15 protein-coding genes are annotated in these 26,468 nt (G+C 40.2%); 7 read left to right on the forward strand and 8 right to left on the reverse strand.

Going from position 1 to position 26,468, the window contains the following annotated elements:
* Positions 1–376 precede the first annotated feature (376 nt).
* Both MMU07_RS06195 and MMU07_RS06200 read left to right on the forward strand, forming a co-directional pair.
* Positions 377–3,601 (forward strand): UvrD-helicase domain-containing protein, encoded by a 3,225-nt coding sequence (locus tag MMU07_RS06195; protein ID WP_241124976.1) that lies wholly within the window; start codon positions 377–379, stop codon positions 3,599–3,601.
* On the forward strand, positions 3,594–6,452 hold the full coding sequence (locus MMU07_RS06200) for a PD-(D/E)XK nuclease family protein (RefSeq protein ID WP_241124977.1): 2,859 nt from the start codon (positions 3,594–3,596) through the stop codon (positions 6,450–6,452). Before MMU07_RS06195 ends, MMU07_RS06200 begins: the two co-directional genes overlap by 8 nt.
* A 298-nt stretch (positions 6,453–6,750) precedes the next feature.
* Here the strand turns inward: MMU07_RS06200 and MMU07_RS06205 are convergent, their stop codons facing one another.
* The 7 genes from MMU07_RS06205 to MMU07_RS06235 form a co-directional block, all read right to left on the reverse strand.
* The gene (locus tag MMU07_RS06205) at positions 6,751–7,092 is read right to left on the reverse strand and encodes a type II toxin-antitoxin system HicB family antitoxin (protein ID WP_241124978.1); all 342 of its coding nucleotides are present in this window, start codon (positions 7,090–7,092) and stop codon (positions 6,751–6,753) included.
* Positions 7,089–7,265, reverse strand: a complete 177-nt coding sequence (locus MMU07_RS06210) for a type II toxin-antitoxin system HicA family toxin (protein ID WP_241124979.1) — start codon at positions 7,263–7,265, stop codon at positions 7,089–7,091. The genes MMU07_RS06205 and MMU07_RS06210 overlap by 4 nt, the downstream gene beginning before the upstream one ends.
* 326 nt (positions 7,266–7,591) lie before the next feature.
* Positions 7,592–9,100: a glycoside hydrolase family 32 protein gene (locus MMU07_RS06215; RefSeq protein ID WP_241124980.1), complete on the reverse strand. Its 1,509-nt coding sequence runs from the start codon at positions 9,098–9,100 to the stop codon at positions 7,592–7,594.
* 130 nt (positions 9,101–9,230) lie between these two features.
* On the reverse strand, positions 9,231–9,644 hold the full coding sequence (locus MMU07_RS06220) for a GxxExxY protein (RefSeq protein ID WP_241124981.1): 414 nt from the start codon (positions 9,642–9,644) through the stop codon (positions 9,231–9,233).
* 587 nt (positions 9,645–10,231) lie between these two features.
* Positions 10,232–12,370 (reverse strand): glycoside hydrolase family 97 protein, encoded by a 2,139-nt coding sequence (locus tag MMU07_RS06225; protein WP_241124982.1) that lies wholly within the window; start codon positions 12,368–12,370, stop codon positions 10,232–10,234.
* Between the two features lie 32 nt (positions 12,371–12,402).
* Positions 12,403–15,150, reverse strand: a complete 2,748-nt coding sequence (locus MMU07_RS06230; protein WP_241124983.1) for a cation-translocating P-type ATPase — start codon at positions 15,148–15,150, stop codon at positions 12,403–12,405.
* A 163-nt stretch (positions 15,151–15,313) separates the two neighbouring features.
* A complete protein-coding gene (locus MMU07_RS06235; RefSeq protein ID WP_241124984.1) occupies positions 15,314–16,402 on the reverse strand; it encodes a site-2 protease family protein in 1,089 nt (362 codons plus the stop codon).
* Positions 16,403–16,948: 546 nt separating this feature from the next.
* On the opposite strand from MMU07_RS06235, the gene MMU07_RS06240 reads away from it, so the two are divergent.
* From MMU07_RS06240 to MMU07_RS06260, 5 genes are all read left to right on the forward strand, one after another.
* Positions 16,949–20,326 carry a methylmalonyl-CoA mutase family protein gene (locus MMU07_RS06240; RefSeq protein ID WP_241124985.1) on the forward strand — a complete coding sequence of 1,126 codons (3,378 nt, stop codon included), beginning with the start codon at positions 16,949–16,951 and terminating at the stop codon, positions 20,324–20,326.
* A gap of 182 nt (positions 20,327–20,508) precedes the next feature.
* Positions 20,509–20,925, forward strand: coding sequence for an OsmC family protein (locus MMU07_RS06245; RefSeq protein ID WP_241124986.1), 417 nt, complete (start codon positions 20,509–20,511; stop codon positions 20,923–20,925).
* A complete protein-coding gene (locus tag MMU07_RS06250) occupies positions 20,922–21,161 on the forward strand; it encodes a hypothetical protein (RefSeq protein ID WP_241124987.1) in 240 nt (79 codons plus the stop codon). The genes MMU07_RS06245 and MMU07_RS06250 overlap by 4 nt, the downstream gene beginning before the upstream one ends.
* Positions 21,162–21,188: 27 nt before the next feature.
* A complete protein-coding gene (locus tag MMU07_RS06255; protein WP_241124988.1) occupies positions 21,189–22,187 on the forward strand; it encodes a cache domain-containing protein in 999 nt (332 codons plus the stop codon).
* A complete protein-coding gene (locus MMU07_RS06260; protein WP_241124989.1) occupies positions 22,188–25,085 on the forward strand; it encodes a PAS domain-containing hybrid sensor histidine kinase/response regulator in 2,898 nt (965 codons plus the stop codon).
* Positions 25,086–25,094: 9 nt separating this feature from the next.
* On the opposite strand, the gene MMU07_RS06265 is transcribed toward MMU07_RS06260, so the two are convergent.
* Positions 25,095–26,399 (reverse strand): dihydrolipoamide acetyltransferase family protein, encoded by a 1,305-nt coding sequence (locus MMU07_RS06265; protein ID WP_241124991.1) that lies wholly within the window; start codon positions 26,397–26,399, stop codon positions 25,095–25,097.
* Positions 26,400–26,468: the final 69 nt, after the last annotated feature.

A 26,468-nucleotide genomic window follows, 5' to 3' on the forward strand; every position in this document is an offset into this window, starting at 1 on the left:
GGCCTTGGATGGATGGAATATTCTCTCAAATCTCCAACCTAAGCCTCCCATTTACATATTCTAATGCATAATTCGGGTTAAAACACGGGTTTTTATTAATATTTGATTAACTGTCTTGTTCCGAAAACTCTCTTTAAGGGCTATTTTTTTTGCAATAAATACACTGAAAATTGAATGATTGATTTCGTGAAGTTTTGCAAAATCTCTATTGTTGATAGCATTCATGATAATGCTTATGTTTTGATTTCAAGAAATTGATAGAAAGATTGAGGTTTCATAAAGAGAAATTCGATCTTTCAATTAATGCGACATTATCTGTCAATAGTTTTTTTATCCTCCTAAATTCTACTTGTTTTGTCTATCTTGATTTTTGAAAATGGAAGACAAAAACTTTATCATTTACAAATCCTCTGCAGGGTCGGGTAAGACATATACTCTGACCATGGAATACCTCAAATTGGCCTTAAAATTTCCTGACAGTTTCAAATCCATCTTGGCGGTGACTTTTACAAATAAAGCAACTGCCGAAATGAAGGAGAGAATCATCAAAGAACTCAAAAGGCTGAAACATACTGTACAGCCTGACCAAAAAATGGATAGGGAATTATTGGACGGTTTGAAAGTCGGTGAAGACGAACTGAAATCCCGTGCCACTAAAGTCCTGACAGCTATACTGCATGATTACGGGAGGTTTTCTGTCAGTACGATAGATAGTTTTTTCCAGAAAGTTGTCCGCTCATTTGCCAGGGAAATGGATCTCAATGCAAAGTTTGAGGTAGAAATGGATCAGGATGCAGTTCTAGACCGCGTAGTAGACAGGGTGGTGGCAAAAGTGATGGACGATGAGTTTTTGCACAAATGGCTCGTGGATTATGCTGTCGAGCAAATCCAAAACGGCAAATCCTGGGATATCCGGAAAAATATAAAAGAACTAGGAAGACAGATCTTTCAGGAAGATTTCAAGAAGTATGGGAATGAGATCAGGGAGTTTTTGAAGGAAAAAGAAAACATCAAAAACCTGAATGCTTTTACCCGCGAAAGGAAAGCGGAACTCATAAAGGTAACAAAGGAACTCAAGGAAGAAGCCAACCAAATCCGAATCAACAATGGATTAGAATGGACTGATTTTACCGGTGCCGGGAATTCTTTTGCCAAAAAGTTTGATCTTTTGGGAGACAGATACTGTCTTGTCCCTGAATTGAGTCCGACGCAGGTGGACAAAATCGACAACCCTGATAAGTGGTACAAGAAAAAAGATCCGAATATGGAGCGGATCGAAAGTGCTTACCATCAAGGCTTGAACCTGATTCTTTCTCAGTTTGATACCCTATTGACCAAATGGAATACGATCGAGGCAATATCCAAGAATATTTTTGTTTTTGGGATTTTTAGAAACCTCCTTGAAGAACTGACCCTTCTCAAAGACGAAGAAAGCATCCTGTTGATCTCTGATGCCAATGAGTTTTTGAAAGAAATCACCAAAGAAAACGATGCGCCTTTTATCTATGAAAAAATGGGCAATCAATACCGGAATTACCTCATTGACGAATTTCAGGACACCTCCGGATTTCAATGGGCAAGTTTCAAACCATTGCTTGAAAACTCCCTTTCCCAAGGAAATACCAACCTGCTTGTAGGAGATGTCAAGCAGTCGATTTACCGTTGGAGGGGAGGGGAGATGAAGCTTTTGCTTGAGCAAGTGGAATCAGAAATCGGTGCTCAAAGGGTCAGAAACGAAAACCTGGATACCAATTTCAGAAGCCTTCCCAATATCATTGCCTTCAACAATGCACTTTTTAAGCAGCTTCCTAAGGTTTTTGAAGAAGTAGTGGAAAGAGTCTATAGTGCAAGTGATGCGGGGATTATTTCCCGGGCATACCATGATGTATATCAAAAGGTCTCAGACCGAAAAGCCATTCTGGAATCAAAAGGAAAAGTTCGATTCGAATTTATCGATGTCAAGGAAAGTGAGGAAGAGGGTAAATTTGATGAACAGGCACTTTCCCGGCTTCCACGAATGGTGATGGAGTTGCAAGATAAGGGGTATCAGCTTCGTGATATAGCTTTTTTGGTCAGAAAGAAAGATCAGGGAGTGGCGATCGCAGATACTTTGATGGGATTTGGAGCAGAAAATCCCGAACTTCCTTACAGCTTCGATGTACTCTCGGATGAGTCCATGTACCTGCAGAAGTCGGCTTCTGTCAAAGCTTTGGTCGCTGGATTGAAATACCTAAACGAAACGGAAGACAAGGTACAGTTCAAGACGATGTGGTACTACTATTCCGTTCTGAAAAACGAAGCGGTCAACCATGATTTGTTTGCTTTGGAGAAAACCCCCGAATACTTGATCAAGAAGGAAAGGTCATTCAAAGAGAAGGAGATAATTCTCCTGCAGTTGCCTTTGATGGAGGCAGTGGAGGAGTTGATCGGGGAATTGGAGCTTCAGCAAAATGGATTGGAGAAAGCGTACATCTCGGGTTTCAAAGAAGCGGTTTATGATTTTACTGCCAACAACCGAGCAGATTTATCAGGATTTTTGGAGTGGTGGGAAGAAAACAAAGAAAAGCGCACTATCAAAATTCCTGAAGGGCATAATGCCATGAGGATCCTCACCATCCACAAATCCAAAGGACTACAATTCAAAGTGGTGCTGATGCCCTTTTTGAATTGGACAATTTTTGATACATCAAAAGGCAATGTGGTTTGGTCACCTTTTGAAGACCGAGAGAAGAACCTTTCGTTAGTCATTCCTTTGACTTTGAATGGCAAATTGGCCAAATCAGATTTCAATGAGACTTATTCTGAGGAGGCTACTTTGGCATATCTGGACAGTCTCAACATGATTTATGTGGCTTTGACCAGGGCTGAGGAAGTGATTTGGAGTTTGGTACCATTTAAAGAAATAAAGAAGGATCCATCTCTTAACAACTTGGAAATACATCTTCAACAGATTCTCAGCTATTCTATGGATCAGGTTGGGGAGTTGAGTCTTTCCGAATATTTTGATCCTGAAACCAAGGTCTTTGATTTTGGATCTTGGCCAAAAACAGAAACCAAGAAAAAGGAGGAGAAGCATATGCCACAACTCCGGTGGGCTTACCAAAATTGGTCTGAACTGCTCAAAGTAAAGCAGTATGCCGTTGATTTTTCTGCAGAAGGAATTGCGCAGCGGAAAAAGCAGAATTTCGGGTTGTTGGTTCATGAGATTTTGGAGAAATCCGGGACATTGACTGAATGCCAATCCATCCTGCAGGCCTTTTACTATGAAGGAAGAATTTCAGAAGAGGAGCGTCTACAAGTAGAAAGCCAACTTCAGGGATTGTTTGCGGATCCGATTTTTGCTTCTTGGTTTGATACAGAAGGGGTTTTGTTGGCCGAGCAGGGAATTCTCCTTCCGGGAGGAAAGCAAAAGCGTCCGGACAGGATTATTCTCAAAGATACCGAGGCTCTCATCGTGGATTTTAAGACAGGTGAAGCCTATGAAAAGTATGAAAAGCAGGTTCGCGAATACATGGACTTGGTAGGTAAACTGGCTGCAAAGCCGGTCAAAGGATTTATATGTTATTTGGAAACGGGAGAAATAGTCAAAATCAATGCATAGTTTTTTAAGAAATACAGCAGCTTCAATTCTTCAAGAATATCAGGAACTCCAAAATCTGGTAATCGTTTTGCCCAATCGCCGGGCTGGATTGTTCTTTACACAACATTTGGGGGCATTGATAGAGAAGCCGACTTGGATGCCGGAGGTAAAGACGATTGAGGATGTTTTTTACCAATATGCCGGGCAGCGACCATCGGATGATCTGACTTTGATATTTGAGCTTTATAAAGTTTACCAAAGCCTGCATCCTGAACCTGAGACTTTTGACAGGTTTTATTTTTGGGGAGAAATGATCCTCAAAGACTTCAATGACTTGGATCAGTTTATGGCTGATGCCAAAAAACTCTATCTCCATTTGTCAGAAATCAAGGAATTGGAATCTGACCTTAGCTTTTTGAGCAACAGTCAGATTGAATTGATCCGTCAATTCTGGAATTCTTTTGAAAGACAGGACAGAAGCCATCAGGAAAAATTTCTGAAGTTTTGGCAAATGCTCAGTCCAATATACCAAGCTTACCAGGCTTCTCTGGAAGTTTCAGGATTGGCTTATTCAGGAAAGTTGTACCGAAAAGTAGCACAGTCATTGGATGAGATTTCAAAGCCTGAAAAGCATTTTATCTTCATCGGGTTCAATGCATTTACAGGTACGGAAGAGAAATTGATCAGGCATTTCATTTCTGAGTTTGGGGCCAGGATTTTTTGGGATATCGATGGGTATTATTTGGATGATGCCAATCAGGAATCCGGTCTCTTCTTTAGAGAATACCAAAAAGACAAAATTTTTGGGCCGACATTTCCAAAGGAAATTCCTACTCATATCCAAGACCGAAAAGCCAAAATACATACCTATGCCACTCCACTCAAAACCAATCAGGCGAATTTGGTTGGGTCTATTTTAGAAAAAGGAGGACAGGATGAAAATTGGGAGGAGACAGTGGTGATTTTGCCGGATGAGCAGATGCTGTTTCCGATCCTTCACACCTTACCCGGTCAAATCGATAAGGTCAATGTGACGATGGGCTATCCTATCAAAAACGCCCCTGTCTATGCTTTTCTGGAGGCTGTTTTGGAAATGCAGCGCTTTATCAAAGTCGAGGAAGGGAAGGTTTTATTTTACCATCAGCCTGTCAAAAATCTACTGTCTTCGATTTACCTCAAGTCTGAAAATGAATCTTTTGTAGCAAAGACTTTGGCAGACATGCAGGAGAAAAATCAAATTTATATTCCTGAGTCTACGCTCCATCAAGGTGGCGCTTTGTTCCAGCTTATCTTTCAGCAACTCAAAAGTGAAATCCTATTTCCTTACCTCTCTGTCCTGATGGAACAGCTTGCAGAGAGATTGACCGATGAACCCTTGCAGCGCTCCTATTTGTACCAATGCTTCAAGCAGTTGAACAGGTTAAGGGAAATTTTTGAAAAGCAGGAATCGACGCCTGTGGACCGCGAGTTTTTTATCCGATTGTTCAGACAAGTATTCAGAGAGGTGAAATTGCCTTTTGAAGGTGAACCGTTGCAGGGATTGCAGGTCATGGGTGTGTTGGAATCCAGGAACCTGGATTTTCGACGTGTGATTATTTGCAATATGAACGAGGACAGTTTTCCTCCTTCAGCCGGGCTCAATTCCATGATTCCTTTTAATATCCGAAAGGCGTTTGGTCTTCCTGTTCAGGAACAGAATGATGCTATTTATGCCTATACTTTTTATAGGCTTTTGCATAGTGCGGAGGAAGTACATATGATCTATACGACTGCTTCCGATCAGGGCAAGGCCGGTGAAAAGAGCCGGTATATCCAACAGATGATGGTGGAGTTGGGAATTGAGATGAAGGAAGAAATCGTCTATGTACCCATTGACTTGAAAAATACAGATGCCATTTCCATTTCCAAAACTCCCGAAGTGCTCAATCTATTGGATAGATATGTGATTTCCGCGGAAGGTTTTGCGCAGACTTCATTTTCACCTTCCGCTCTGAGCGTATATCTGGATTGCAGGCTTAAGTTTTACCTGCAATACCTCGCCAGCATCCAAGAAAAAGATGAGGTAAAAGAAGAGATTGACGCAGCAGTTTTTGGGAATATTGCCCATTACAGCATGGAATTCCTTTATGATGGATTTAGGAAAAGAAAAAACAGAGATGTACTTGAAAAAGGTGATTTCGAGGATTTGAGGAAAAATTGGGTTTTTCCATCGATCGAACTGGGGGTGAGGAAGTTTTATCACCTTGAAGAAAATGCCGATACCAAACTCAGTGGACAAATGGCCATTGTCCGGGATGTGATGCAAAAATACATGGTCCGCTTGCTCGAGATCGATGAGGAAGATGCACCTTTCCGTTTGGTATCCATGGAAAAAGCCCACAAGGCCCAATTTGAAATCAAGACTTTAAACGGAATCAAAAAGATCAGTCTCAAAGGTTTTATTGATAGGGTGGATGAGAAAGAGGGTACGATTAGGTTGATTGATTATAAATCCGGCGGGGACAAGAAAGTGTTTTCCAATGTGCAAAGTCTATTTGACCGGGAGGATAAAAACCGGAACAAAGCAGCCATGCAGACCATGTATTATGGATTGCTATATCAGGCCATGCATCCTGAAAATTCCAAACCTCTGAAACCTGCGCTTTTTAATTTCAAGGAGATTTTCAAGGAGGATTTCAATCCCTATCTTCAACAAAAAGAGCCAAGAGCAATGGCTGTAGAAGTTGCCGATTATAGGCATTATCAATCAGAATATGAATCAGGTTTGAGGACTATGTTGGAAGAAATGTATGATCCTGAAGTTCATTTTTCGCAGACCGATAATTTGGAAAAATGTAAGTATTGCCCCTATTCAGAAATTTGTGGAAGGTGAGTATCCAAACCCATTGCTAAATCATTAAGTCATTTCCAGTTTAAAAATTTACCACAGAGCGCTCAGAGGAAAAGGGGGAAATTAAGAATGAGGAATGTTTGTGGAGACACAAACATTGGCGGCGATTTTCTCTGAGTTCTCGGTGATCTCCTGTTGTGAATTTACACTTCTCCCTTTGCGGCCATTGCGTCTTTTGCGGTTAAATAATTTACCGCAGAGCGCTCTGAGAACACAGAGAAAATGAAGGAAAGGATTGGCTTTGCGAAACCATTGAGTCCTTTGCTGTAATCATAGTCCATCATTTTACTTCTTTAAAGACACGCATCCTGATGGCATCTTCCACAAAACTGTTCAAAGATGTTTTTAACTCCATTGCCTTTAATGCTGCTTGTTGGTGAAGGTTTGATGGAATTCGCACATTGAAACTGCCTTTGTAAGGTTTTTCGGGTTCAATTTCAGATGCCTTACAATCATCTAAGTAAGCATCTACAGCCAGTTGAAAATCTTCTTCCAATAATTTTCCTGTTTCACCTTCAAAGGAAATTAAAGCTTTGATTCCCAATATTTTCCCAAACAACAAATTATCTTCTTGACTGTACTCAATTGTTCCTGTATAACCTTTGTATTCTAAATATTTCATAAGTCTAATATTTCCTTTAATTGTTTCAATTGGTATTTTTTCATAATTCCATTTGGATGCGGTTTATGTAGCATAATGGGTGTTCCTTCCGAATTTTCAAATTTTACTCTTGAACCGGAAGTTTTTCCTATTTTGACTTCTATAAACCCAAAATAACCTAGGAGAGTAACCATTTCATCTTAATGAAAATCAGTAGGTATTCTCAAAAACCTATTGATCAGTTTTCCCTTTTTTGACACAACACAAAGTAACTGGATTCAGTTACAAAATCAAAAATTTTTATGCTAATTGGATAAAATTCACTTTTTATGAGGGGGAAAGTGATCCTTTGGATTTTCGAAAAGGTTTTCAGAAATTCTCTGAATAATAATTTAATAATATTGGCATTAAACACTCTGGAATTGGTAAAAAATTCACCAATGTCCGTAATGACACGAACATTGGCTAAATATGTACATTTGGCAGTGGAGACACTGCCAAAGGCGATAGACTTTTTTGATTACCAAATTGACTTGAGATAATGTATGTTGTTTTCTCTTTCAAATCCTTTCAGATCCAATTTGGTGTAAGCTTCAGTCGGGAAAACCAATTCTGACATGACCATTTCTCCATCATTGACAAAAATCTCTACAGAGGAGCGGTCAACAAAGATTCTTAAGGATTTTACTTCCAAACCATTGAGCGGAGCGGTATGGACTTTGGCAAATCTTGCTTCGAAATCAACCAAACCTGATGCTGTTCTGTCAAAAACCAAACCATCCCCTGACTTTTTTAAAATCAATTTTTCTCCTTTTTCATTTGAAAGTTCCATCTCAAAATCATTTCCGACGGTGGGTGTAAGTTCTAATTCGATCAATTCTTCCTCCAGATTAACAGATTCACCCGAGATTTCTTTGGTGGATTTTCTTAAGGCTTGTAATTCTGCTACAGGCCTTGAAGCTACTTGATAGCCATCACCGACTTTAACCAATTCGAGACTTCTGGGCAAAGTAGTCGCCGACCTCCAAGGGTGGGTTGGTACAACTTGGGCATAATCCCAATTGCTCATCCAACCAATAAAAAGCCTTCTACCGTCTTGTTCCGGTACATTTGACCAAGTAACTCCCGCGTAATTGTCCGCACCATAGTCCAACCATTTGACATCTTCATGTTCTGCTGAGAAGTTTTTTCCATCAAAGTCTCCAATAAAATATTGGGTTGCGGAGCCGCCGTTTGGACCTCCGGGATTGATGCTGACAAACAGAACCCACTTTTCAGTTCCGTCTGCTGCTTTCAATTGGAACAAATCAGGGCATTCCCAAACGCCTCCATAAGCCGCCCAATCCGGGTTGAAGTCACTTTCCAATGTCCAGTCCAACAGGTTTGGGGAAGAATAAAAACTGATCCTGTCCAATACTGCCAAGGCCATGACCCATTTGCCAGAACCATCTTCTCCTTTTATCCAAGATACTTTCGGATCTCGGAAGTCTTTGATTCCCGGATTTTTCAACACAGGATTCCCGGCGTATTTAGTCCAGGTTCTGCCTTTATCCGTGCTGAATGCTATCCCTTGGGTCTGGAAATCCATTCTTTTTTCTTTTTCTCCCACAGGATCATGGTAGGTATAAATGGCTACCATGGCAGGATTTTCTTTGGTTCCCAATCCGCTCGTGTTTTCATGGTCGATCACTGCCGAACCTGAGAAAATATATCCCAAAGAATCGGGTTCGATGGCCACAGGAAGGTGCTCCCAATGAACCAAATCAGTGGAAATCGCATGTCCCCAATGCATCGGTCCCCAAACTGTACTGTCAGGATAATATTGGTAAAACAGATGGTATTCCCCATCGAGATACACCATGCCATTTGGATCATTCATCCAATTAGCGGCAGGTGTAAAGTGGTATTGAGGCCGGTGAGGTTCGTTAAATTCTTTGGTAGATTCTTGTACCTCAGGTACTTTCTGATCACAGGAAGTAGTCAGAATTAGGAATAGAAAAGGGGCTGATTGAAGAATATTTTTTATCATTTTGGCTTGTTATCAATAACAGTGGAGGTAGAAAGAAATACTTTGATTTGAAATTAAATTCAATCTAATCACAAATTCTGGAGATTGAATAAAAAGATCAATATGAAATTGGGATTAGATTGGGAAAAAATTATTCTGGTAATTCCGTAAAGAAATTATTTACGTAAGTTCTTTGACATTCCTGAAAGAGGTTTATCACATTGAAATTGAACATGATTCCTTTAGGGGATTTTAATAGTTTCATGTAATTTAAAAGCCTAGCTTCATCAATGTTGGGTATTTTTTCTACTGCTTTTAGCTCGACTGTTATGATATTTTCTATAAAAAAATCACACCTAAAATCAGTCCTTATTTCTAAACCTTTGTAATTAACAGGAACTGACATTTCAGAAATAAATTGTATTCCTCGAAGCTCAAGTTCGTGCGCCAGACATTTATGGTAGACACTTTCCAAGAGACCTGGCCCCAAATGTTTATGAACCTCAATAGCTGCACCATTGATTTTGTAGGTGAGATTGTTTAGATAAGTTTTTGTAATTATCATGAGAAGTGGCTTGCTTATAGTTTATTCAAAAACTACAAAATAAGGCCTCAATAAGAAAGAAAATAGATTAAATTTTTATTATTTAAAGGTAAGTTTGAAAAAAGGAAACGAACCACAAAGAGACCAAAGATAACAAAGTCACAAAAGCAAAAGAAATGTAAGGCTTTGTATTCTTTGTTCCTTTGTGGTTGTAAATCCGGATAAAGTAACCAAGAAAGATTCTTTTTACTTCACATTGGATTGAATAATGCTGTTATGATTTTTTGATTCGGTATTGTCTTTTCTTCGAAATATTAAACGAACCACAAAGAGACAAAAGATAACAAAGTCACAAAAACAAAAGAAATGTATGGCTTTATATTCCTTGTTCCTTTGTGGTTGTAAATCTGGATAAAGTAACTAAGAAAGATTCTTTTTGCTTCTCATTGGATTGAATAATGCTGTTATGATTTTTTGAATCGGTATTTTTATTTTCTTGGAATTATTAAATGAAGCACAAAAAAAAATACATAAGGACCTGATTCAACTTTGTATTCTTTGTTCCTTTGTGGTTAATAATCCAAATAATTAAGGCAGCTCAAAATATTTTAAAGCTTCTTCGCCCCCTTTATTTCCTCTTTACTTGCTTCCTTGATGCTGATGGCATAGCCACCGCCGGGAGCGCTCATTTGGGAAAGCTTGGATTTGAAGGTGACGACCACTTTTCTGATGTTGTAGGCTTGGGGATTTTTTCTATAGTGAGCATCTTTTGCATCTGAATAAATGGTCGCAATGTAAGTTTTGCCTGCATCCAAGAAGTCAAAATTGATGTTGGAAACCCTTTCGCTCGTTCCGTTCACATTTCCGACAAACCAGTCCGAAGCCCCCTTTTCTTTCCTTGCAATTGTAAGGTAATATCCCGGTTCTGCTTCCAAGTACTTGCTTTCATCCCAATCCAATGCCACATCTTTGATAAACTGAAATGCATCCGGGAACCTGTCGTAATTTTCCGGCAAGTCAGCAGCCATCTGAAGCGGACTGTACATGGTCACATAAAGTGCAAGTTGGTTGGCCAAAGTACTGTTGACCCAGGAATTATTCTGTGGATTGATTTTGCTGATATCCATTTCAAAAATCCCCGGAGTATAGTCCATCGGCCCTCCGATCAATCGGGTAAATGGAAGAACGGTGACGTGGTTTGGTTTTGAACCGCCAAATGCCTGGTATTCTGTTCCCCTTGCTGATTCATTTCCGATCAGGTTGGGGTAGGTCCGGCCGATCCCCGTCGGGCGGACAGCCTCGTGGGCATTGACCATAATTTTGTAGTCAGCTGCTTTTTCCAAAGCATATTGGTAGTGGTTGACAATCCACTGACTGTAGTGATTCTCTCCACGGGGAAGTATAAATCCCACATAGCCGCTTTTCACGGAATTGTAGCCATTGTCCTTCATGAATTTGTAGGCCTCATCCATATGCCTTTCGTAGTTCCTGACAGAAGAAGACGTTTCGTGGTGCATGACCATTTCTACGCCTTTGCTCTTGGCATAATCCCGGATTCCAACCAGGTCAAAATCAGGATAGGGCGTGAGGAAATCAAATACAAAATCTTTTGAATTGCCAAACCAATCTTCCCACCCCACATTCCATCCTTCCACCAAAACACCATCAAAACCATGCTCAGCGGCGAAATCGATATATTTTTTAACATTGGCTGTCGTCGCACCATGCTTGCCGTTTGGCTTGGCTTTGGAAAAATCAGTTTCGCCGATTCTCACAGCAGGAAACTCGTCTGTATATGCCCAAGAACTTTTCCCGGTGATCATTTCCCACCAAACACCAACATATTTCATGGGTTTGATCCAAGAAGTGTCTTCGATTTTGGATGGTTCGTTGAGGTTGTAGGTCATCCTTGATGCGAGGATTTTTCTTGCATCATCGCTTACGATGATGGTTCTCCATGGCGAATGACTTGGGGTCTGCAAATAGCCTTTGTCCCCCAATACATCGGGTGTCAGCCAAGATTCGAAAACCATATTTTTATCATCGAGGTTGAGGTGCATGGTCGAGTAATCGATCAAGGCCGCCTCGTGAAGATTGATATAGAGGCCATCGTCCGTTTTCATCATCAGCGATGTCTGTATTCCTGTAGGGGAAAAGGGCTTTTGCGCCAAATTGGCTGTGACAGCAGAAGCCATCAAAGGACGGATTTCAGAAAGTTTGGATTCGGTGTAGTCATATTCTTGCGTGTCATAATCTCCCGCAATCCAAAAAGCAGTATGGTCACCTGTCATTGCAAACTGGCTTTTTTCTTCCTTGATCACGAAATGTGCGAGATTGGGCTGGGAAGGGAATTCATACCTGAAGCCTAGACCATCATCAAAAAGACGGAACCTGATGACCAAAGTCCTGCTTGTTTCCGGCTGCGTTAGGGTGACAGCCAACTCATTGTAATGGTTTCGGATCTCTTTTTCCTCTCCCCAGACCGGAGTCCAGGTTTCATTCTTGGAGTCAAGTTTGGAATCTTTCAGGCTGAATCCATCTGTAAGCGAAGGCTTGTTTTTGAGCTCCAAACCCAATTTGCTTGGCTTGATGACTTCCTTTCCTTTGAAAGTCAGTTGGTATGTAGGATGTCCTTCCTTCAGTTCAAACTTTAATTTCAGATTACCATCGGGGGATTGCAGGGTCTGTGCCCATATTAATATTGGGAAAAGGAAGAAAACGACAAGGAGTATGATGTGCTTTTTCATGAAGCTTATTTGATTTTGTCTGGATAAATACCTCAAGAAGGAATTGAATTCCTTTTTGGGAAATGTTCGTTGTTATCACTTGCCATTCTGTTGTAAATTAATTTGAAAATTTCCATTACAATGACAATTGGAAAAGCTAAAATAAGTACAGTAACCCAATCATTTAAGGATATCGGAGAAATTCTTAACATCTCCTGCATAGATGGGATATACATACTGCTGATATGGAGGGCCTGAACAGCAATAATAAAAATTATCAACCAATAGTTTTTGACTATTGAAATCTTAAAGGTTGATTTTCTTTCTGACCTGCAATTAAAAACATGTACATTCTGCACCAAAACCATAAAAAGCAAAACCAGATTTCTTGCTGATTCTTCTTCCATTTGCAGCTGTTTGATCAGGTAGTACCAAAATCCAAAGGCGATACTGCCAATTATTAAACCGGAAAGTAGAATTTGCATGGTCATGATTTTATTAAAAATCCCTTCACTTGGCTTCCTAGGTTTCCTTTTCATTGTTTCAGGTTCACCTGCTTCAAATGCCAAAGCTTTATCTTGAATGCCATTTGTAACCAAATTAAGCCATAGTAGTTGGACAGCTAACAAAGGCAACGGAAGTCCAAAAATAATAGCTAATAGAACCATAAATACCTCTGAGGCACCTGTAGATACCAATAAGTAAATTACCTTCCTCACATTGTCATAAGCAAATCTTCCCTCCTCTACGCCCGCAACGATAGAGCTGAAGTTATCGTCCACGACAATCATTGCCCCAACATCTTTTGCAACATCAGTGCCTGAACCCATCGCAACGCCTATGTTTGCCCTCTTCAGTGCCGGGGCGTCGTTGACTCCATCTCCGGTTACTGCGACAAATTCTCCACTTTTTATCAAAACATCGACGATTTCAAGTTTTTGTTGGGGAGAAACTCTTCCAAATACGGATGTCGACAAGACCAATTCTTTAAATTTACTTCCGTCAGGATTGCCTGCTTGGAGAAGCATTTTCCCGGTAACTACAGGCTGATCATCATTTTGGATGCCAAGTTCTCTGGAAATATTAGCAGCGGTTGCAGGATGGTCTCCTGTAATCATGATGACTTTGATCCCTGCTTTTTTACATTTGTCTATCGATGATTTGGCTTCCGATCTCAATGGGTCTATGAAGCAAATCAGGCCTACAAATTCAAGTTTCGGTATATCTTCTTCCCTAGCATGATCTTCTGGTTGGAATAAGCCGACAGTATTTTCAGCAAAAGCAAGTACCCTATAGCCCTTCTTTGCAAGTTCTTCTGCCTGGTCCAGGACTTGTTGCTTGGAAAACCCTCTTTCCTCCGGAACTACACAAAAATCCAATACAGTCTCTACAGCCCCTTTCATCCCACAATAAGTATTGGATCCTCTTTTATAAAAAGATGCAGAAAATTTTTTCTCCGATTCATAGGGTATTTTGCCCAGACAAGGCAAAACTTTACTGATCTGCACGGGGGATATTCCGGCTTTATATCCCAACCCAAGGAGGGCGACATCCATGGCATCACCATGGTAATCCCATCCTTCCTTCTTCTTTTCCAGCACACCTTCATTTGCCAAAATGGAAATTTCAATGATTTGTTTCAATCCAATAAAATCGGAAAGATCCCTCACCCTTTCATAGGGTTCCGTGGTGTAAATTTCACCTTCTCCATTATATCCTTCCCCTGAAATGTCGAATGATTTACCGTTTGGAAGGTAGATTTTTTTCACAGTTTGTTGGTTAACTGTTAGCGTTCCGGTTTTATCACTCGCTATTACTGTACAGCTTCCCAAACTTTCAACGGAAGTAAGTTTTCTGACTATGACATTTCTCTTGGCCATCCTTTTGGTGGCAACTGCCAGGGCTACTGTCAGAGAAACTGGCAACCCTTCCGGAATGGCAGAAACGGACAAAGCAACCACAAAGAAAAATATGGCAGACATGTCCATACCCTGAAAGCGTAGCAAAACTGCAAGAATCACGCAAAGGACAACAATGAAGTAGGCAATGTTTTTGGTGAATTTTTCCATTCTGAGAATCAAAGGAGGTTTAGCAGATTCTCCTTGTGAGACATTCTGGGCAATTTTCCCTACCTCCGTATCAAGTCCTGTGTAGATGACTATTCCGCTACCTCTGCCGGACATGACTGTCGCACCTGCAAAAGCCATGTTTTTTTTATCAGCCACAACGACCTCTTTTTTTATTGCATCCGTGTTCTTGAGGACTGCTTGAGATTCCCCGGTAAGGAAGCTTTCATCAATCTCCAGACCATTGGCTTCAATTAACCTTATATCGGCCGGAACTTTGCTTCCTGATTCAAGCAAAATAAAGTCGCCGGGAACCAGTTCTTCAGAGTCTAAATATTGCTCGGAGCCTTCCCTAATAACTCTGGAAGTGATTCTGAGAAGCTTTTGTAAGTTGGCGGCACTTTTTTCAGCATTATATTCCTGAAAGGCACCGATAGCAGTATTGATCAATATCACCAAAAAAATAAAAATGGCATCCTTGGGTTCTCCGATTGCAAAAGAAGCAATAGCCGCAGCTATGAGAATGAATATCAATGGATTGACCAATTGGCTAAAGACAATCTTCCAAATGTTGATACGGTGTTTTTCGGGAAGCGTATTTCGCCCATATGCAATCTGCCTTTCCTGAACCTCTGCATTGCTGAGTCCTTCCGGGGAGGTTTGGAGCATGGTCATCACCTCCTCGGATTTCAAGGAATGCCATTTCTTTTCCTGAAGAAGTGCTTTGTCAATCATCGTTAAATTATTTATGGACAATCATTTGAATCCTTGATAGCTCTGAAAACTCTTTTTTTAACTTTTCGGGCTTCCTCTTTTAAGATCAACCTTAATAAAATCAAGTTCTAATACTTTCAAAAAAATCCTTCAAGATGGCACTGGGGGAGTTTCCGCATTGCCATTATTTTTGGATAGCCGTCTTCACCATGACAAATTCACTGATATTTTCCTGGTCCAATATCCCAAGAAAATGACCGTTTTCTATCACAAATGCAACTTTCCTACTTTCTGTGAGCATCCTTTTCCAAGCCTCATCTAAGTCTTCTTCAGTTTCCACTTTCATAGGATTCATATCAGCGACTTTTTCAATCAACAGGTTTTCTCCCCCCTCCTGCAATCCCTTGATAATTTCATTTCTGCTTAAAGTCCCTACCGCGACATCGTCCTTGACCACCACAAAATGTGTTGCCTGAGAATTGAGTAGCTTTTCAACTGCCTTAGAAAGCGGTGCATCAAAACCGAGAATCTGGAATTTCATCATTATTGCATCTTTTACTTTAAAGCCCTTGAGCAAACTTTCCTGTTGGGTATGGCTCACCTCGGCTGCAGCACCAAGGAAAATAAAAACCCCGATCAGAACCAAAATGGGGTTATTGAAAAGACCAAAGAATATAAAGAAAATAGCCAAAAACTGACCAATGCTCCCTGCGATTTTGGTCGCTCTTGCCCTTGGCATACGGATCGCCAAAAATGCCCTCAAAATCCTTCCTCCATCCATAGGAAATGCAGGAATGAGATTGAAAAGTGCCAAGATCAAATTAGCAGAAGCAAGGTAGAGGACTATGGTACTTGGGCCGATTTTGATGCTTTCGAGCTGCTCGAGATTGGTCATGTCAAATCCCGTAAAATTCAGGACAAGAGACAAAATCAAGAATATCCCAATATTCACCAAAGGACCTGCTATGGCGACCCAGAGTTCCTGCTTGGGTTCTTCGGGTAATTTTTCCAGCCTGGCAATACCACCAATAGGATACAAGACGATGTCCTTTGTCTGGATTCCATATTTCTGGGCGGCCAAGGCATGCCCAAATTCATGAAAAACAACACAGGCAAAAAGAGCCAAAACAAAGATGATGATCCACAGAATGTCCATTCCTGGCATTCCCTGACGTGAATTAGAGATGATAATCCAAAGAAGCAAAAGTGAAAAAGTCCAATGGATATAAACCTTTACATTTTTGTAACTTCCCAAAGACAAGGATAATTTCATAAGAATCAAGTTAAAGTGTATGGCTGAATCCGAATTTAAGCCATTTTATCGGTGTACCCTACAAATAAATGAGTCAAAAGTCTCAAAAACGCTGATATTCGTCAGTAATAAAAATGATTCTCTTTTTTTTGAAGCAGCTTGCTTATTTCATTGTGATTCTGATATAATTCCAAAGCCTGTTTTGTAATTCACATAATTGACGGGTAATTCAGAATAATGTTTGGGAAACCCTATTTTTTAGCTCGCCAACTTTTTAATTTTTCTTATATTCGCAACAAGAAATTGAGAACCATTCGTAACTACAATATCCCTAAATCGAGATCGAATTTCGGTTGAGTAATAAAAACAGGTATGTTCGGAATTTTGCCACTAGATTGGATATCTGTTTGATTCTTGTCTTCAGACTAGAGTGCCCGGTACATCCCTGCCCGACGACAGGCGGGGGTCTTCCAACTTCTGACTTCTGTCTTCCATCCCTTGTGAATAAGAATATAAGTTTACTGGAAAAGAAGAATATATCCATTTCAAAATATTAACCCAAATAAAATGTCAATCACGCAAGAGATTTATAAACCCAAAAACCACATCAGATTAGTCACGGCAGCTTCGCTTTTTGATGGACATGACGCTGCGATCAACATTATGAGGCGGATCATCCAAGCGACAGGCTGTGAGGTTATCCACCTCGGACATAACAGGTCTGTTCAGGAAATCGTCGATTGTGCCATTCAGGAAGATGTGCAGGCGATTGCGATCACTTCTTACCAAGGTGGCCATGTGGAATTTTTCAAATACATGTTTGATTTGCTTCAGGAGCAAGGTGCAGGACATATCAAAATTTTTGGTGGAGGTGGAGGCACGATTTTGCCCGAGGAGATCAAAGAACTGCATGAATATGGGATCACCCGGATTTATTCACCCGACGACGGACGGGCGATGGGTTTGCAAGGTATGATCAATGACCTTGTCAGTACCTCTGATTTCCCGGTTGGGGATGATTTCCAAAACATCAAATTGGACAAATCCAACCAATCGAGTATAGCGCGGATCATTTCTGCGGCGGAGAATTTTCCTGAGGAAAGTAAATCCCTTTTGGAAGAAATCAGAAAATCGGCAAGCAACAGCAAAGCTCCAGTTTTGGGAATCACCGGTACAGGAGGAGCGGGTAAATCTTCCCTTGTGGATGAATTGGTCAGGAGGTTTTTGATTGATTTTACTGATAAAAACATTGCCATTATCTCGGTAGATCCTTCCAAAAGGAAGACCGGAGGTGCGCTTTTGGGTGACAGAATACGGATGAATGCCATCAACCATCCACGTGTTTACATGCGGTCATTGGCCACAAGGCAATCCAATCTTGCCCTTTCCAAATATGTGCAGGATGCGGTAGATATTGTCAAAGCAGCTGATTTCGACTTGATTATTTTGGAAACTTCAGGAATCGGTCAGTCAGACACGGAGATCATTGAGCACTCAGACATGTCTCTGTACGTGATGACGCCCGAATACGGGGCCGCCACCCAACTGGAGAAAATCGACATGCTTGATTTTGCGGATATCATTGCTCTAAACAAATTTGATAAAAGAGGTGCGCAGGATGCACTCCGAGACGTCAAAAAACAATACAAGCGCAACCATAATCTTTGGGATATAGCCGACGAGGATATTCCCGTTTTCGGTACCATTGCTTCGCAGTTCAATGATCCCGGGATGAATAACCTTTACAAAGGAATCATTCATAAAATGGTAGAAAAAACAGGGGTTGACCTGCAGACTTCCTTTAAGCTCAGTAAGGAAATGTCTGAAAAGATCTACATCATACCACCTGCCCGAACCAGATACCTGTCAGAAATCTCCGAGAATAACAGGGGTTATGACAAATGGGTGGCTGCCCAAAAGGAAGTAGCCCAAAAGCTTTACAGCATCAAAAAATCCATAGAGACAGTCAAATCCATGAAAGTGGCTGACATAGACAGGTTGGTCAAAGAACTTCAAGAAGTCTATGCGCAGTTAGAATTGGAACTCGATCCAAAGAATAAGAAATGGCTGGAACAGTGGCCTGAAAAAGCGCAAAAGTATGTAGATGATTTTTATGTGTTCAAAGTCAGGGATAAGGAAATCAAGATACAGACTTATTACACTTCCCTTTCACAATCCAAAATCCCGAAGATTTCCCTTCCAAAATATGAAGCTTGGGGAGATTTGTTGAAATGGGGACTGACAGAAAACGTACCCGGGGAATTCCCCTTTACCTCAGGAGTATTCCCTTTCAAGCGGGAAGGAGAGGATCCAACGAGGATGTTTGCAGGAGAAGGAGGACCCGAGCGGACCAATAAGCGCTTCCATTATGTATCTAAAGGATTGCCTGCCAAAAGACTTTCTACAGCATTTGATTCAGTGACTTTGTACGGTGAAGATCCGGATTACAGGCCTGATATCTATGGTAAAATCGGAAATTCCGGTGTCAACATCTGTTGCTTGGATGATGCCAAGAAGCTGTACTCAGGGTTTAACCTTGCCTACCCGATGACATCGGTATCGATGACGATAAATGGTCCTGCAGCTGCCATGACGGCATTTTTTATGAATGCAGCCATTGACCAGCAATGTGAGATTTATATCAAAGAAAATGGGTTGGAGGAAGATATCAATTCCAAAATTGAAGCCATCTATAAAGAGAAGGGTGCAATACGGCCTACTTACAATGCTCCTATTCCTGAAGGAAATGACGGGCTTGGCCTGATGCTATTGGGCGTGACAGGTGATCAGGTTTTGCCGAAGGAAGCCTATGAAAAAATCAAGGCTTTTACTTTGGCCAATGTCAGAGGAACTGTACAGGCTGACATTCTTAAAGAGGATCAGGCTCAGAATACCTGCATTTTCTCCACTGAATTTTCCCTGAGGTTGATGGGGGACATGCAGCAGTATTTTATTGACCAAAATGTCAGAAACTTCTATTCGGTTTCTATTTCGGGTTACCATATTGCTGAGGCCGGAGCCAATCCGATTACTCAATTGGCTTTGACACTTTCCAATGGATTTACCTATGTGGAATATTATGTGTCTAGGGGAATGGACATCAACCAATTTGCGCCGAATCTTTCCTTTTTCTTTTCCAATGGGATTGATCCGGAATATGCAGTAATCGGCAGGGTTGCTAGGAGAATTTGGGCGAAAGCTATGAAATTGAAGTACGGCGCGAATGAGCGATCACAAATGCTCAAGTACCATATCCAGACTTCAGGGCGTTCGCTTCATGCGCAGGAGATTGACTTCAATGATATCCGGACGACACTTCAGGCATTGTATGCGATTTATGACAATTGCAATTCCCTTCACACCAATGCCTATGACGAAGCCATCACCACACCGACAGAAGCTTCCGTTAGGCGGGCTATGGCCATCCAACTCATCATCAACAAGGAATTGGGATTGGCAAAAAATGAAAATCCGATTCAGGGGGCTTTTATCATCGAAGAACTCACAGATTTGGTGGAGGAAGCGGTATATAAAGAATTTGACAGAATTACCGAAAGGGGAGGAGTCCTAGGTGCTATGGAGACGATGTACCAAAGGGGTAAAATCCAAGAAGAAAGCCTCTATTACGAGACTTTGAAACATACCGGAGAATATCCGATTATCGGTGTCAATACATTCCTGTCATCTGAAGGTTCACCGACTGTCATTCCCGGTGAGGTAATCCGTGCCACGCAGGAAGAGAAAGAAGCCCAGATTCGGACGCTTCTCCAACTTCATGAAAAAAACGCAGATCTTACACCGAGCCAGTTGAACGAACTTCAGCTTGTCGCTGTTCGCAATGAAAATATATTTGAAATACTGATGGAAGCTGCCAAAACCTGTTCCTTGGGACAGATCACCAGATCACTTTACGAGGTTGGTGGTCAGTATAGAAGGAACATGTAGGCGAGGTGGGAAGTATAGAAGTCTTTAAGTGGGAAGTTAGGATGTAAGGATGTATGGAAGTTGGAAGTCAAAGGTGATGAAAACTTAATAACCAGACGATGCAAAGCAGACAACAATTACAACCACTATAACAATTACAACAACTAGAACCCAATAACCATTAACCTAATAAACCAACCGCAATGAGCAAAAAACACGTCACCGTCAGAATGAAGGCGGATATGGAATATGAATCCATCAATCACTTTGGCAACAAAGTGGATATCGATATGTACGACAGCGAGCACAAGAAAGCCCAATCTCCCATGGAATTGCTTTTATCGGCTTTAGGGGGTTGCTCCGCTGTGGATGCCGTCCTGATGATGAAAAAGAAGAGAAGGACAATCACTGATTTTTTTATTGAAATAATAGGCAATAGGCACGAAGGCATTCCAAAATATTATACCCAGATCGATATGAAATTTGTCTTGGTTTCTCCAGACGCTACCGAGGAAGAATTTGCCAAGGTCGTGACCCTTTCAGTGGAAAAATATTGTTCTGTAGCTTCATCATTAAAGTCAGAAATCAGACATATTTCTGAAGTCAAGAGACCAGAATGAGGGTAGTCAGAGAATTTTCAAAAGAAGGGATCAGGATTTCGGTGTTTTCATGGAACAATAAATACCTGTTAAAATATGAATTGGGTCCTATGGAACAGACCTTCAAGATTCCGGAAACGGACATCTTGGAGGAATCTGACCTTAATTTATTTTGTGAGGGTGCATTTTTTGATCAAGTTGTCCTAAGGTTTAAAGAAATGGGAGAAAGCTTTCAAAAACAGCTTGAAAATCTTTAGATTTAAGGATCAACTTAATTGCTGAACATGAAGGGTTTATTCTATTTCTGTTTTTTTTCCTTTATCTGTTTATTTTCTTGCTCACAGCCTAAAGATTCTGAGGGCAAAACGGATTTCTTTGAAATCAATTCTTTCATTTCATTACTCGAATATGACCTTGAAGTTATTGAAGACGAAATTGTGCGTCTTGGCAGGTTCTCTGAGGAACTTTTTCAGGACAAAAAAGCCAAACTGGCAAATGCTGATCCCGATAAATACAAAATAGCAGGAGTTTCGGCCAATTCAGAACCTGGCGCTGATCCCGAAAAAAGTTCTCTTTTTATTCCAACTATTTCAGATAATAAAGAGTTGGTCAAAGAGCTCATGTTATTAACCAATCCTTTGGATGATGAATTCAAGAGGATTGTTAAGGATATTCCGGTTGTTTCGCAGGTTTATTTTAATTCCAAATACCATCTTAACAGACTTTTTCCACCCTATGATGTAAATTTGCTGGAGCCGGATATTGATGTGACAAAATTTAATTTTTACTACGAGGGAGATGAGAAGAATAATCCTTCGAAGGTGCCGGTTTGGGTTGATGAGATTTATATTGATCCTGTGGGTCGGGGGTGGATGATTACTCTAACAAATCCGGTTTATGCAGAGGGTGAATTAAAAATGGTATTGGGATTTGACATTACATTGAATGATATCATAGAAAATTACATCAACAAAACATCAAATCAACTCCTTATCATTGATGGGACAGGGACTGTAGTTGCGGGAAAGACTAAGGCCATTGAAGCGCTTTCACTACCTTCATTGAAGAATTATACCTACACACAAACCATCACCTCAGACAGTTTTCGAAAAGAAAATTTTAATTTGTTCAAGAGTAAGGACAAAAATGTTCGTATCATCGCTGATAAGATTATAGATTCTAATGAGAAAACCTTATGGCTTTCGGAAGGCAAGTCAAAGCTTAAAATCATATGTCAAAAAATGACCAAGCTTGATTGGTATGTACTTGAAATCCAATTTTAAATGAATTCTAAAAGTTATAAATTCTCGAAATCTGAAACAGGTCTTTACAGAATTCTGGTAGGATTGGGGATTTTTGTCGTCGCTTTGATTACTTTTTTGGGTTTGGCATTTTTTCAGGTTCTTAATGACAATCAGATCAGTTCAAGTAAAACCAACCTTAACGAGCAAGTTGAACTTGCTTCCAAACAAATTGAAAGGAGGTTTACCTCATTCTACGATGACATGTCTTTTTTTGTAAATAACCTAGAGCCATGGACTTATGAGAAGGGAGAAAGTGAAATTCTGGCATTTGAGAAAAGAGCGAGGAGAATTTTCAACAACCACCGTGATTTGTTAGATACAATTACTGTATTGTTTCCAAATCAGGCTGTGGTATTTCATTTTGACAACAGAAACAATTTTATCAAAACCCATCTAGAAAGCCCAAAAGTCCTTCAGGATCCTTTTAAGAATGAACTTCAACTTTACAATAGTTCCACTAAAGTTATCATCAGAGCCAAGGTAAATCTCGAAAGGTTTTTTTTCGACGAGATGACAAATTATTACCTTGGTATTTCGGGCGAGAAACTTATTTTTTGTGATGGAAAGCTGCGGGGAGCCCATGATCAAACCCTTAAAGATGGATATAAAATAGAGCAAAATGTTTTAAGTGAAATTATGGCTCAGGCTGAGGAGGGCCTTAAAGGAGATTTTCGAGGAAATTTCACCAATGAAAACGAGGAGAAAGAGTTTGAAGCATTGATCCATCACTACCCTTTTTCACTTTTTCCTTTAGAAAGTAAATTCACCACTGTATTTGTGGTCGACCGAAATATAATTACAACAGGTATTTTCAGTTCATATTTTTACTTGATTTTAGCTTTGCTGATTTTATTGGCATTAGTGATTTTGATTTTATATAAGTCAATAAAAAACACCCAAGTCACCAATGAGGTACTTTCCAAAAATGCGGATGAAATTTCTGAATTGTTTCGAAGACAAGCATTGCTTTTACATGAGACAAAAGGTTTTATTTACTTTCAGGATGCGTCTGGAAAAATGACCAGCGTAGGGAAAGAAGTCAAAGAAATTCTGGGATATGAGAATGAAGATTTTAAACAGAATTTTAAAAAGTACATCTCAAAAAATGACCTTCCTGAGCTTGATAAAACCATCGCAGAATCTATCCTAAAGAAAAAAGATAGCATTTCGTTTGAATTGGATTTTATAACAAAAGCGGGCAAATTAAAAAGAACAAAAATTTTCGAAAGACTTGAATTTGATCATAATGGGAATTTTTTGGGGAATGTCGGGATATGTACCGATATCCAAGAAAAGTACGAAAGGGAACAAGAAATCGTCAACAGCGAAAACAGGTTAAGGGCAGTTTTGAACAGTTTGCCGGATCTTATCTTTATTTACAACAATGAGGGGCGATACCTTGATTATTATGTTAAAGACAGAAGCTTATTGGTTGCTCCTTTAGAAGGGGCAATCGGGAAAAAAATTACGGATATTTTGCCTAGAAGGCTTGCAAAAGACATACAACAAGTTTTCAACAAAACCGTCAAAACCGGTAATATGCAGACCGCGGAATATGAAGTGGAAATTTCATCGGGAAGAAGGCTCTTTGAAGCGAGATTTTTTAGACTTGACAATGATAAGGTAATGTCCATTGCGAGGGATATTACTGGTCAAAAACTTTGGGAAAGAGGCCTGATGGAGGCTAAAAAGGCAGCTGAACAAGCTAACCTAGCCAAGTCTGAATTTCTGGCAAATATGAGCCACGAAATCAGAACTCCAATGAATGGACTTTTGGGAATTATTCCACTTTTGGAAGGTACATCTTTGGATGAAAAGCAGAAGGAATACCTTCACATTATCAAAGATTCCGGTGATTCTCTGCTAAATATCATCAGGGATATCCTTGATTATTCCAAGATTGAATCTGGTGAAATGATTCTTTCCACCACTGTATTCAAGTTGAAAACCGAAATAGAAAAAACCTTTAAAATTTTCTCAGGACTTCTCAAGGAAAAAAGCATTTATTTCTCCTCCCATTTTGACGAGAATTTGCCTGAGTTTGTAGAGTTAGATAAGGACAAGCTACGACAAATACTAATCAATATTATTGGTAACGCCATTAAATTCACTCCTGAAGGTGGTGAAATTTCAGTCAATGTTTCTGGTGAAGTAATTTTTGATAGAAATCTTATTTTAAATTTTGAGGTAATAGACAACGGTATTGGAATTCCTTCAGACAAAATTGAGATGCTTGCCAAACCATTTGTCCAACTTGACAGCAGCAGTACTAGAAGACATCAGGGCACGGGACTAGGGTTGGCGATATCCCAAAAGATTATTGAATTGATGGGTGGGGAACTTACTATCAAAAGTGAATTTGGTGTGGGCTCAGAATTTTCATTTAATATTTTCGGGAAAATTTGGAAGAGGGACGAGAATCTTTCGGAAAATATTCATGAGGAGGAAGAGGAGGAAGATTTTGTATGGAAAAATATGGCTCGGGAATATCCTCTCAGGATATTGTTAGCAGAAGATAATTCCACTAATCTTCTCTTTATGGATATGCTGATGGGACAGCTTGGATATAATTATGAGGTAGCAAGAAACGGTTCAGAGGCAGTTCGCAAGGTAAAGGAATCTGATTATGATCTTGTCTTAATGGATATTCAGATGCCTGTAATGAATGGGCTGGAAGCCACGAAAATAATCCGAAAGACAAAAGGCAAGGAAATTACCATTGTCGGATTGTCAGCAAATGCTTTTCAGGAAGATGTAGACCAAGCTATGGAGACAGGGATGGATTCTTACATTACCAAACCTTTGAAAATAGACGAAATTACGAGCATTATTAGATCTTGTTTCGAAAAAAATAACATAAAAAGAGAGGTCAACTGACCTCTCTTTTTATAATTCGGTATTCAAGTCAAAAGCTTCAAGGTAGTCAGCAACCCTCCGGACAAACATCCCGCCCAAAGAACCATCGACAACTCTGTGGTCATAAGAATGGGAAAGGAAAATTTTATGTCTTATAGCTATGACATCTCCAGTTGGGGTTTCTACTACAGCGGGTTTTTTCTGTATAGCTCCAACGGCAAGAATGGCTACCTGCGGTTGCATAATGATAGGAGTTCCCATCACGTTTCCAAATGAACCCACATTGGACAATGTGAATGTTCCTCCGCTCAATTCATCAGGAGAAAGTTTGTTGATGCGGGCTCGGTTTGCGATATCATTTATTTTTTTGGAAAGACCAATAAGATTAAGTTGATCGGCATTTCTCACCACAGGAACGATAAGGTTTCCTGAAGGCAGTGCAACAGCTACACCGATATTTATATCTTTTCTCAAGATGATTTTCTCTCCATCTACTGAGATATTGATCATTGGGAAATCCTTTATTGCCTTAGCAACAGCCTCAACAAAGAAAGGAGTAAAGGTCAATCCTTCTCCTTCTTTTTTCTTGTAGGCGTCTTTTATTTTATTTCTCCATAAAACAATATTGGTCACATCGGCCTCTACAAAAGAAGTCACATGGGCAGAAATACGCCTTGAATCGACCATTCTTTGGGCGATCATCTTTCGCATCCTGTCCATTTCCATAATTTCATCTTGAGCAGAAATACTCATTTCCACCCTTGGGGCAGCATATGCAGATTGACCTTTAGAAGAATCGGTTATCACAGACTTTCTTTCTGACCTGTTTCTTACAAATAAAAGCATATCCTGCTTGGTGACACGGCCATCTTTACCTGTTCCCGGAATAGAGGCCAATTCTGATTTGCCAATTTTTTCTTCCTTTGCAATGCTCAATACCAAAGGAGAATAAAACCTGTCGTCTCCCGAGGTCAATTGTTCCTGTGAAATTGCTGAAATTACAGATGTCGTTTGTGCCGGAGCCACAGCGAGTAATTCCTCTTTTGGAGAGACAGAGGGCTGACCTGCAGATTTTGGTAAATCTACCGTTTCGGTTTCCGATTCAATGATTGCTATTGGGGCACCAACTGCCACGACCTCTCCTTCTTTGACCAATATTTTTTTCAAAATGCCGGCATGGGTCGCAGGGACTTCAGTATCTACTTTGTCTGTCGCAACCTCTAGTACTGATTCATCCTGCTCAATGAGATCACCTTCTTTTTTCAGCCAAGTGAGTATTGTTCCTTCAATAATACTTTCACCCATCTTGGGCATCAGCATTTCTACATTTGCCATTCTTATATTATTTAATTGGGTTTATTTCCAAGTTTTAAAATTAAATTTTATTTTTACCAATCCAAAATC

Source organism: Cognataquiflexum nitidum (genome assembly GCF_022538055.1).
Lineage (GTDB): Bacteria > Bacteroidota > Bacteroidia > Cytophagales > Cyclobacteriaceae > Cognataquiflexum > Cognataquiflexum nitidum.

Coding starts and splice junctions, on each gene's coding strand:
- MMU07_RS06195 (WP_241124976.1), top strand. CDS start 377: ATGGAAGACAAAAACTTTATCATTTACAAATCCTCTGCAGGGTCGGGT.
- MMU07_RS06200 (WP_241124977.1), top strand. CDS start 3,594: ATGCATAGTTTTTTAAGAAATACAGCAGCTTCAATTCTTCAAGAATAT.
- MMU07_RS06205 (WP_241124978.1), bottom strand. CDS start 7,092: ATGAAATATTTAGAATACAAAGGTTATACAGGAACAATTGAGTACAGT.
- MMU07_RS06210 (WP_241124979.1), bottom strand. CDS start 7,265: ATGGTTACTCTCCTAGGTTATTTTGGGTTTATAGAAGTCAAAATAGGA.
- MMU07_RS06215 (WP_241124980.1), bottom strand. CDS start 9,100: ATGATAAAAAATATTCTTCAATCAGCCCCTTTTCTATTCCTAATTCTG.
- MMU07_RS06220 (WP_241124981.1), bottom strand. CDS start 9,644: ATGATAATTACAAAAACTTATCTAAACAATCTCACCTACAAAATCAAT.
- MMU07_RS06225 (WP_241124982.1), bottom strand. CDS start 12,370: ATGAAAAAGCACATCATACTCCTTGTCGTTTTCTTCCTTTTCCCAATA.
- MMU07_RS06230 (WP_241124983.1), bottom strand. CDS start 15,150: ATGATTGACAAAGCACTTCTTCAGGAAAAGAAATGGCATTCCTTGAAA.
- MMU07_RS06235 (WP_241124984.1), bottom strand. CDS start 16,402: ATGAAATTATCCTTGTCTTTGGGAAGTTACAAAAATGTAAAGGTTTAT.
- MMU07_RS06240 (WP_241124985.1), top strand. CDS start 16,949: ATGTCAATCACGCAAGAGATTTATAAACCCAAAAACCACATCAGATTA.
- MMU07_RS06245 (WP_241124986.1), top strand. CDS start 20,509: ATGAGCAAAAAACACGTCACCGTCAGAATGAAGGCGGATATGGAATAT.
- MMU07_RS06250 (WP_241124987.1), top strand. CDS start 20,922: ATGAGGGTAGTCAGAGAATTTTCAAAAGAAGGGATCAGGATTTCGGTG.
- MMU07_RS06255 (WP_241124988.1), top strand. CDS start 21,189: ATGAAGGGTTTATTCTATTTCTGTTTTTTTTCCTTTATCTGTTTATTT.
- MMU07_RS06260 (WP_241124989.1), top strand. CDS start 22,188: ATGAATTCTAAAAGTTATAAATTCTCGAAATCTGAAACAGGTCTTTAC.
- MMU07_RS06265 (WP_241124991.1), bottom strand. CDS start 26,399: ATGGCAAATGTAGAAATGCTGATGCCCAAGATGGGTGAAAGTATTATT.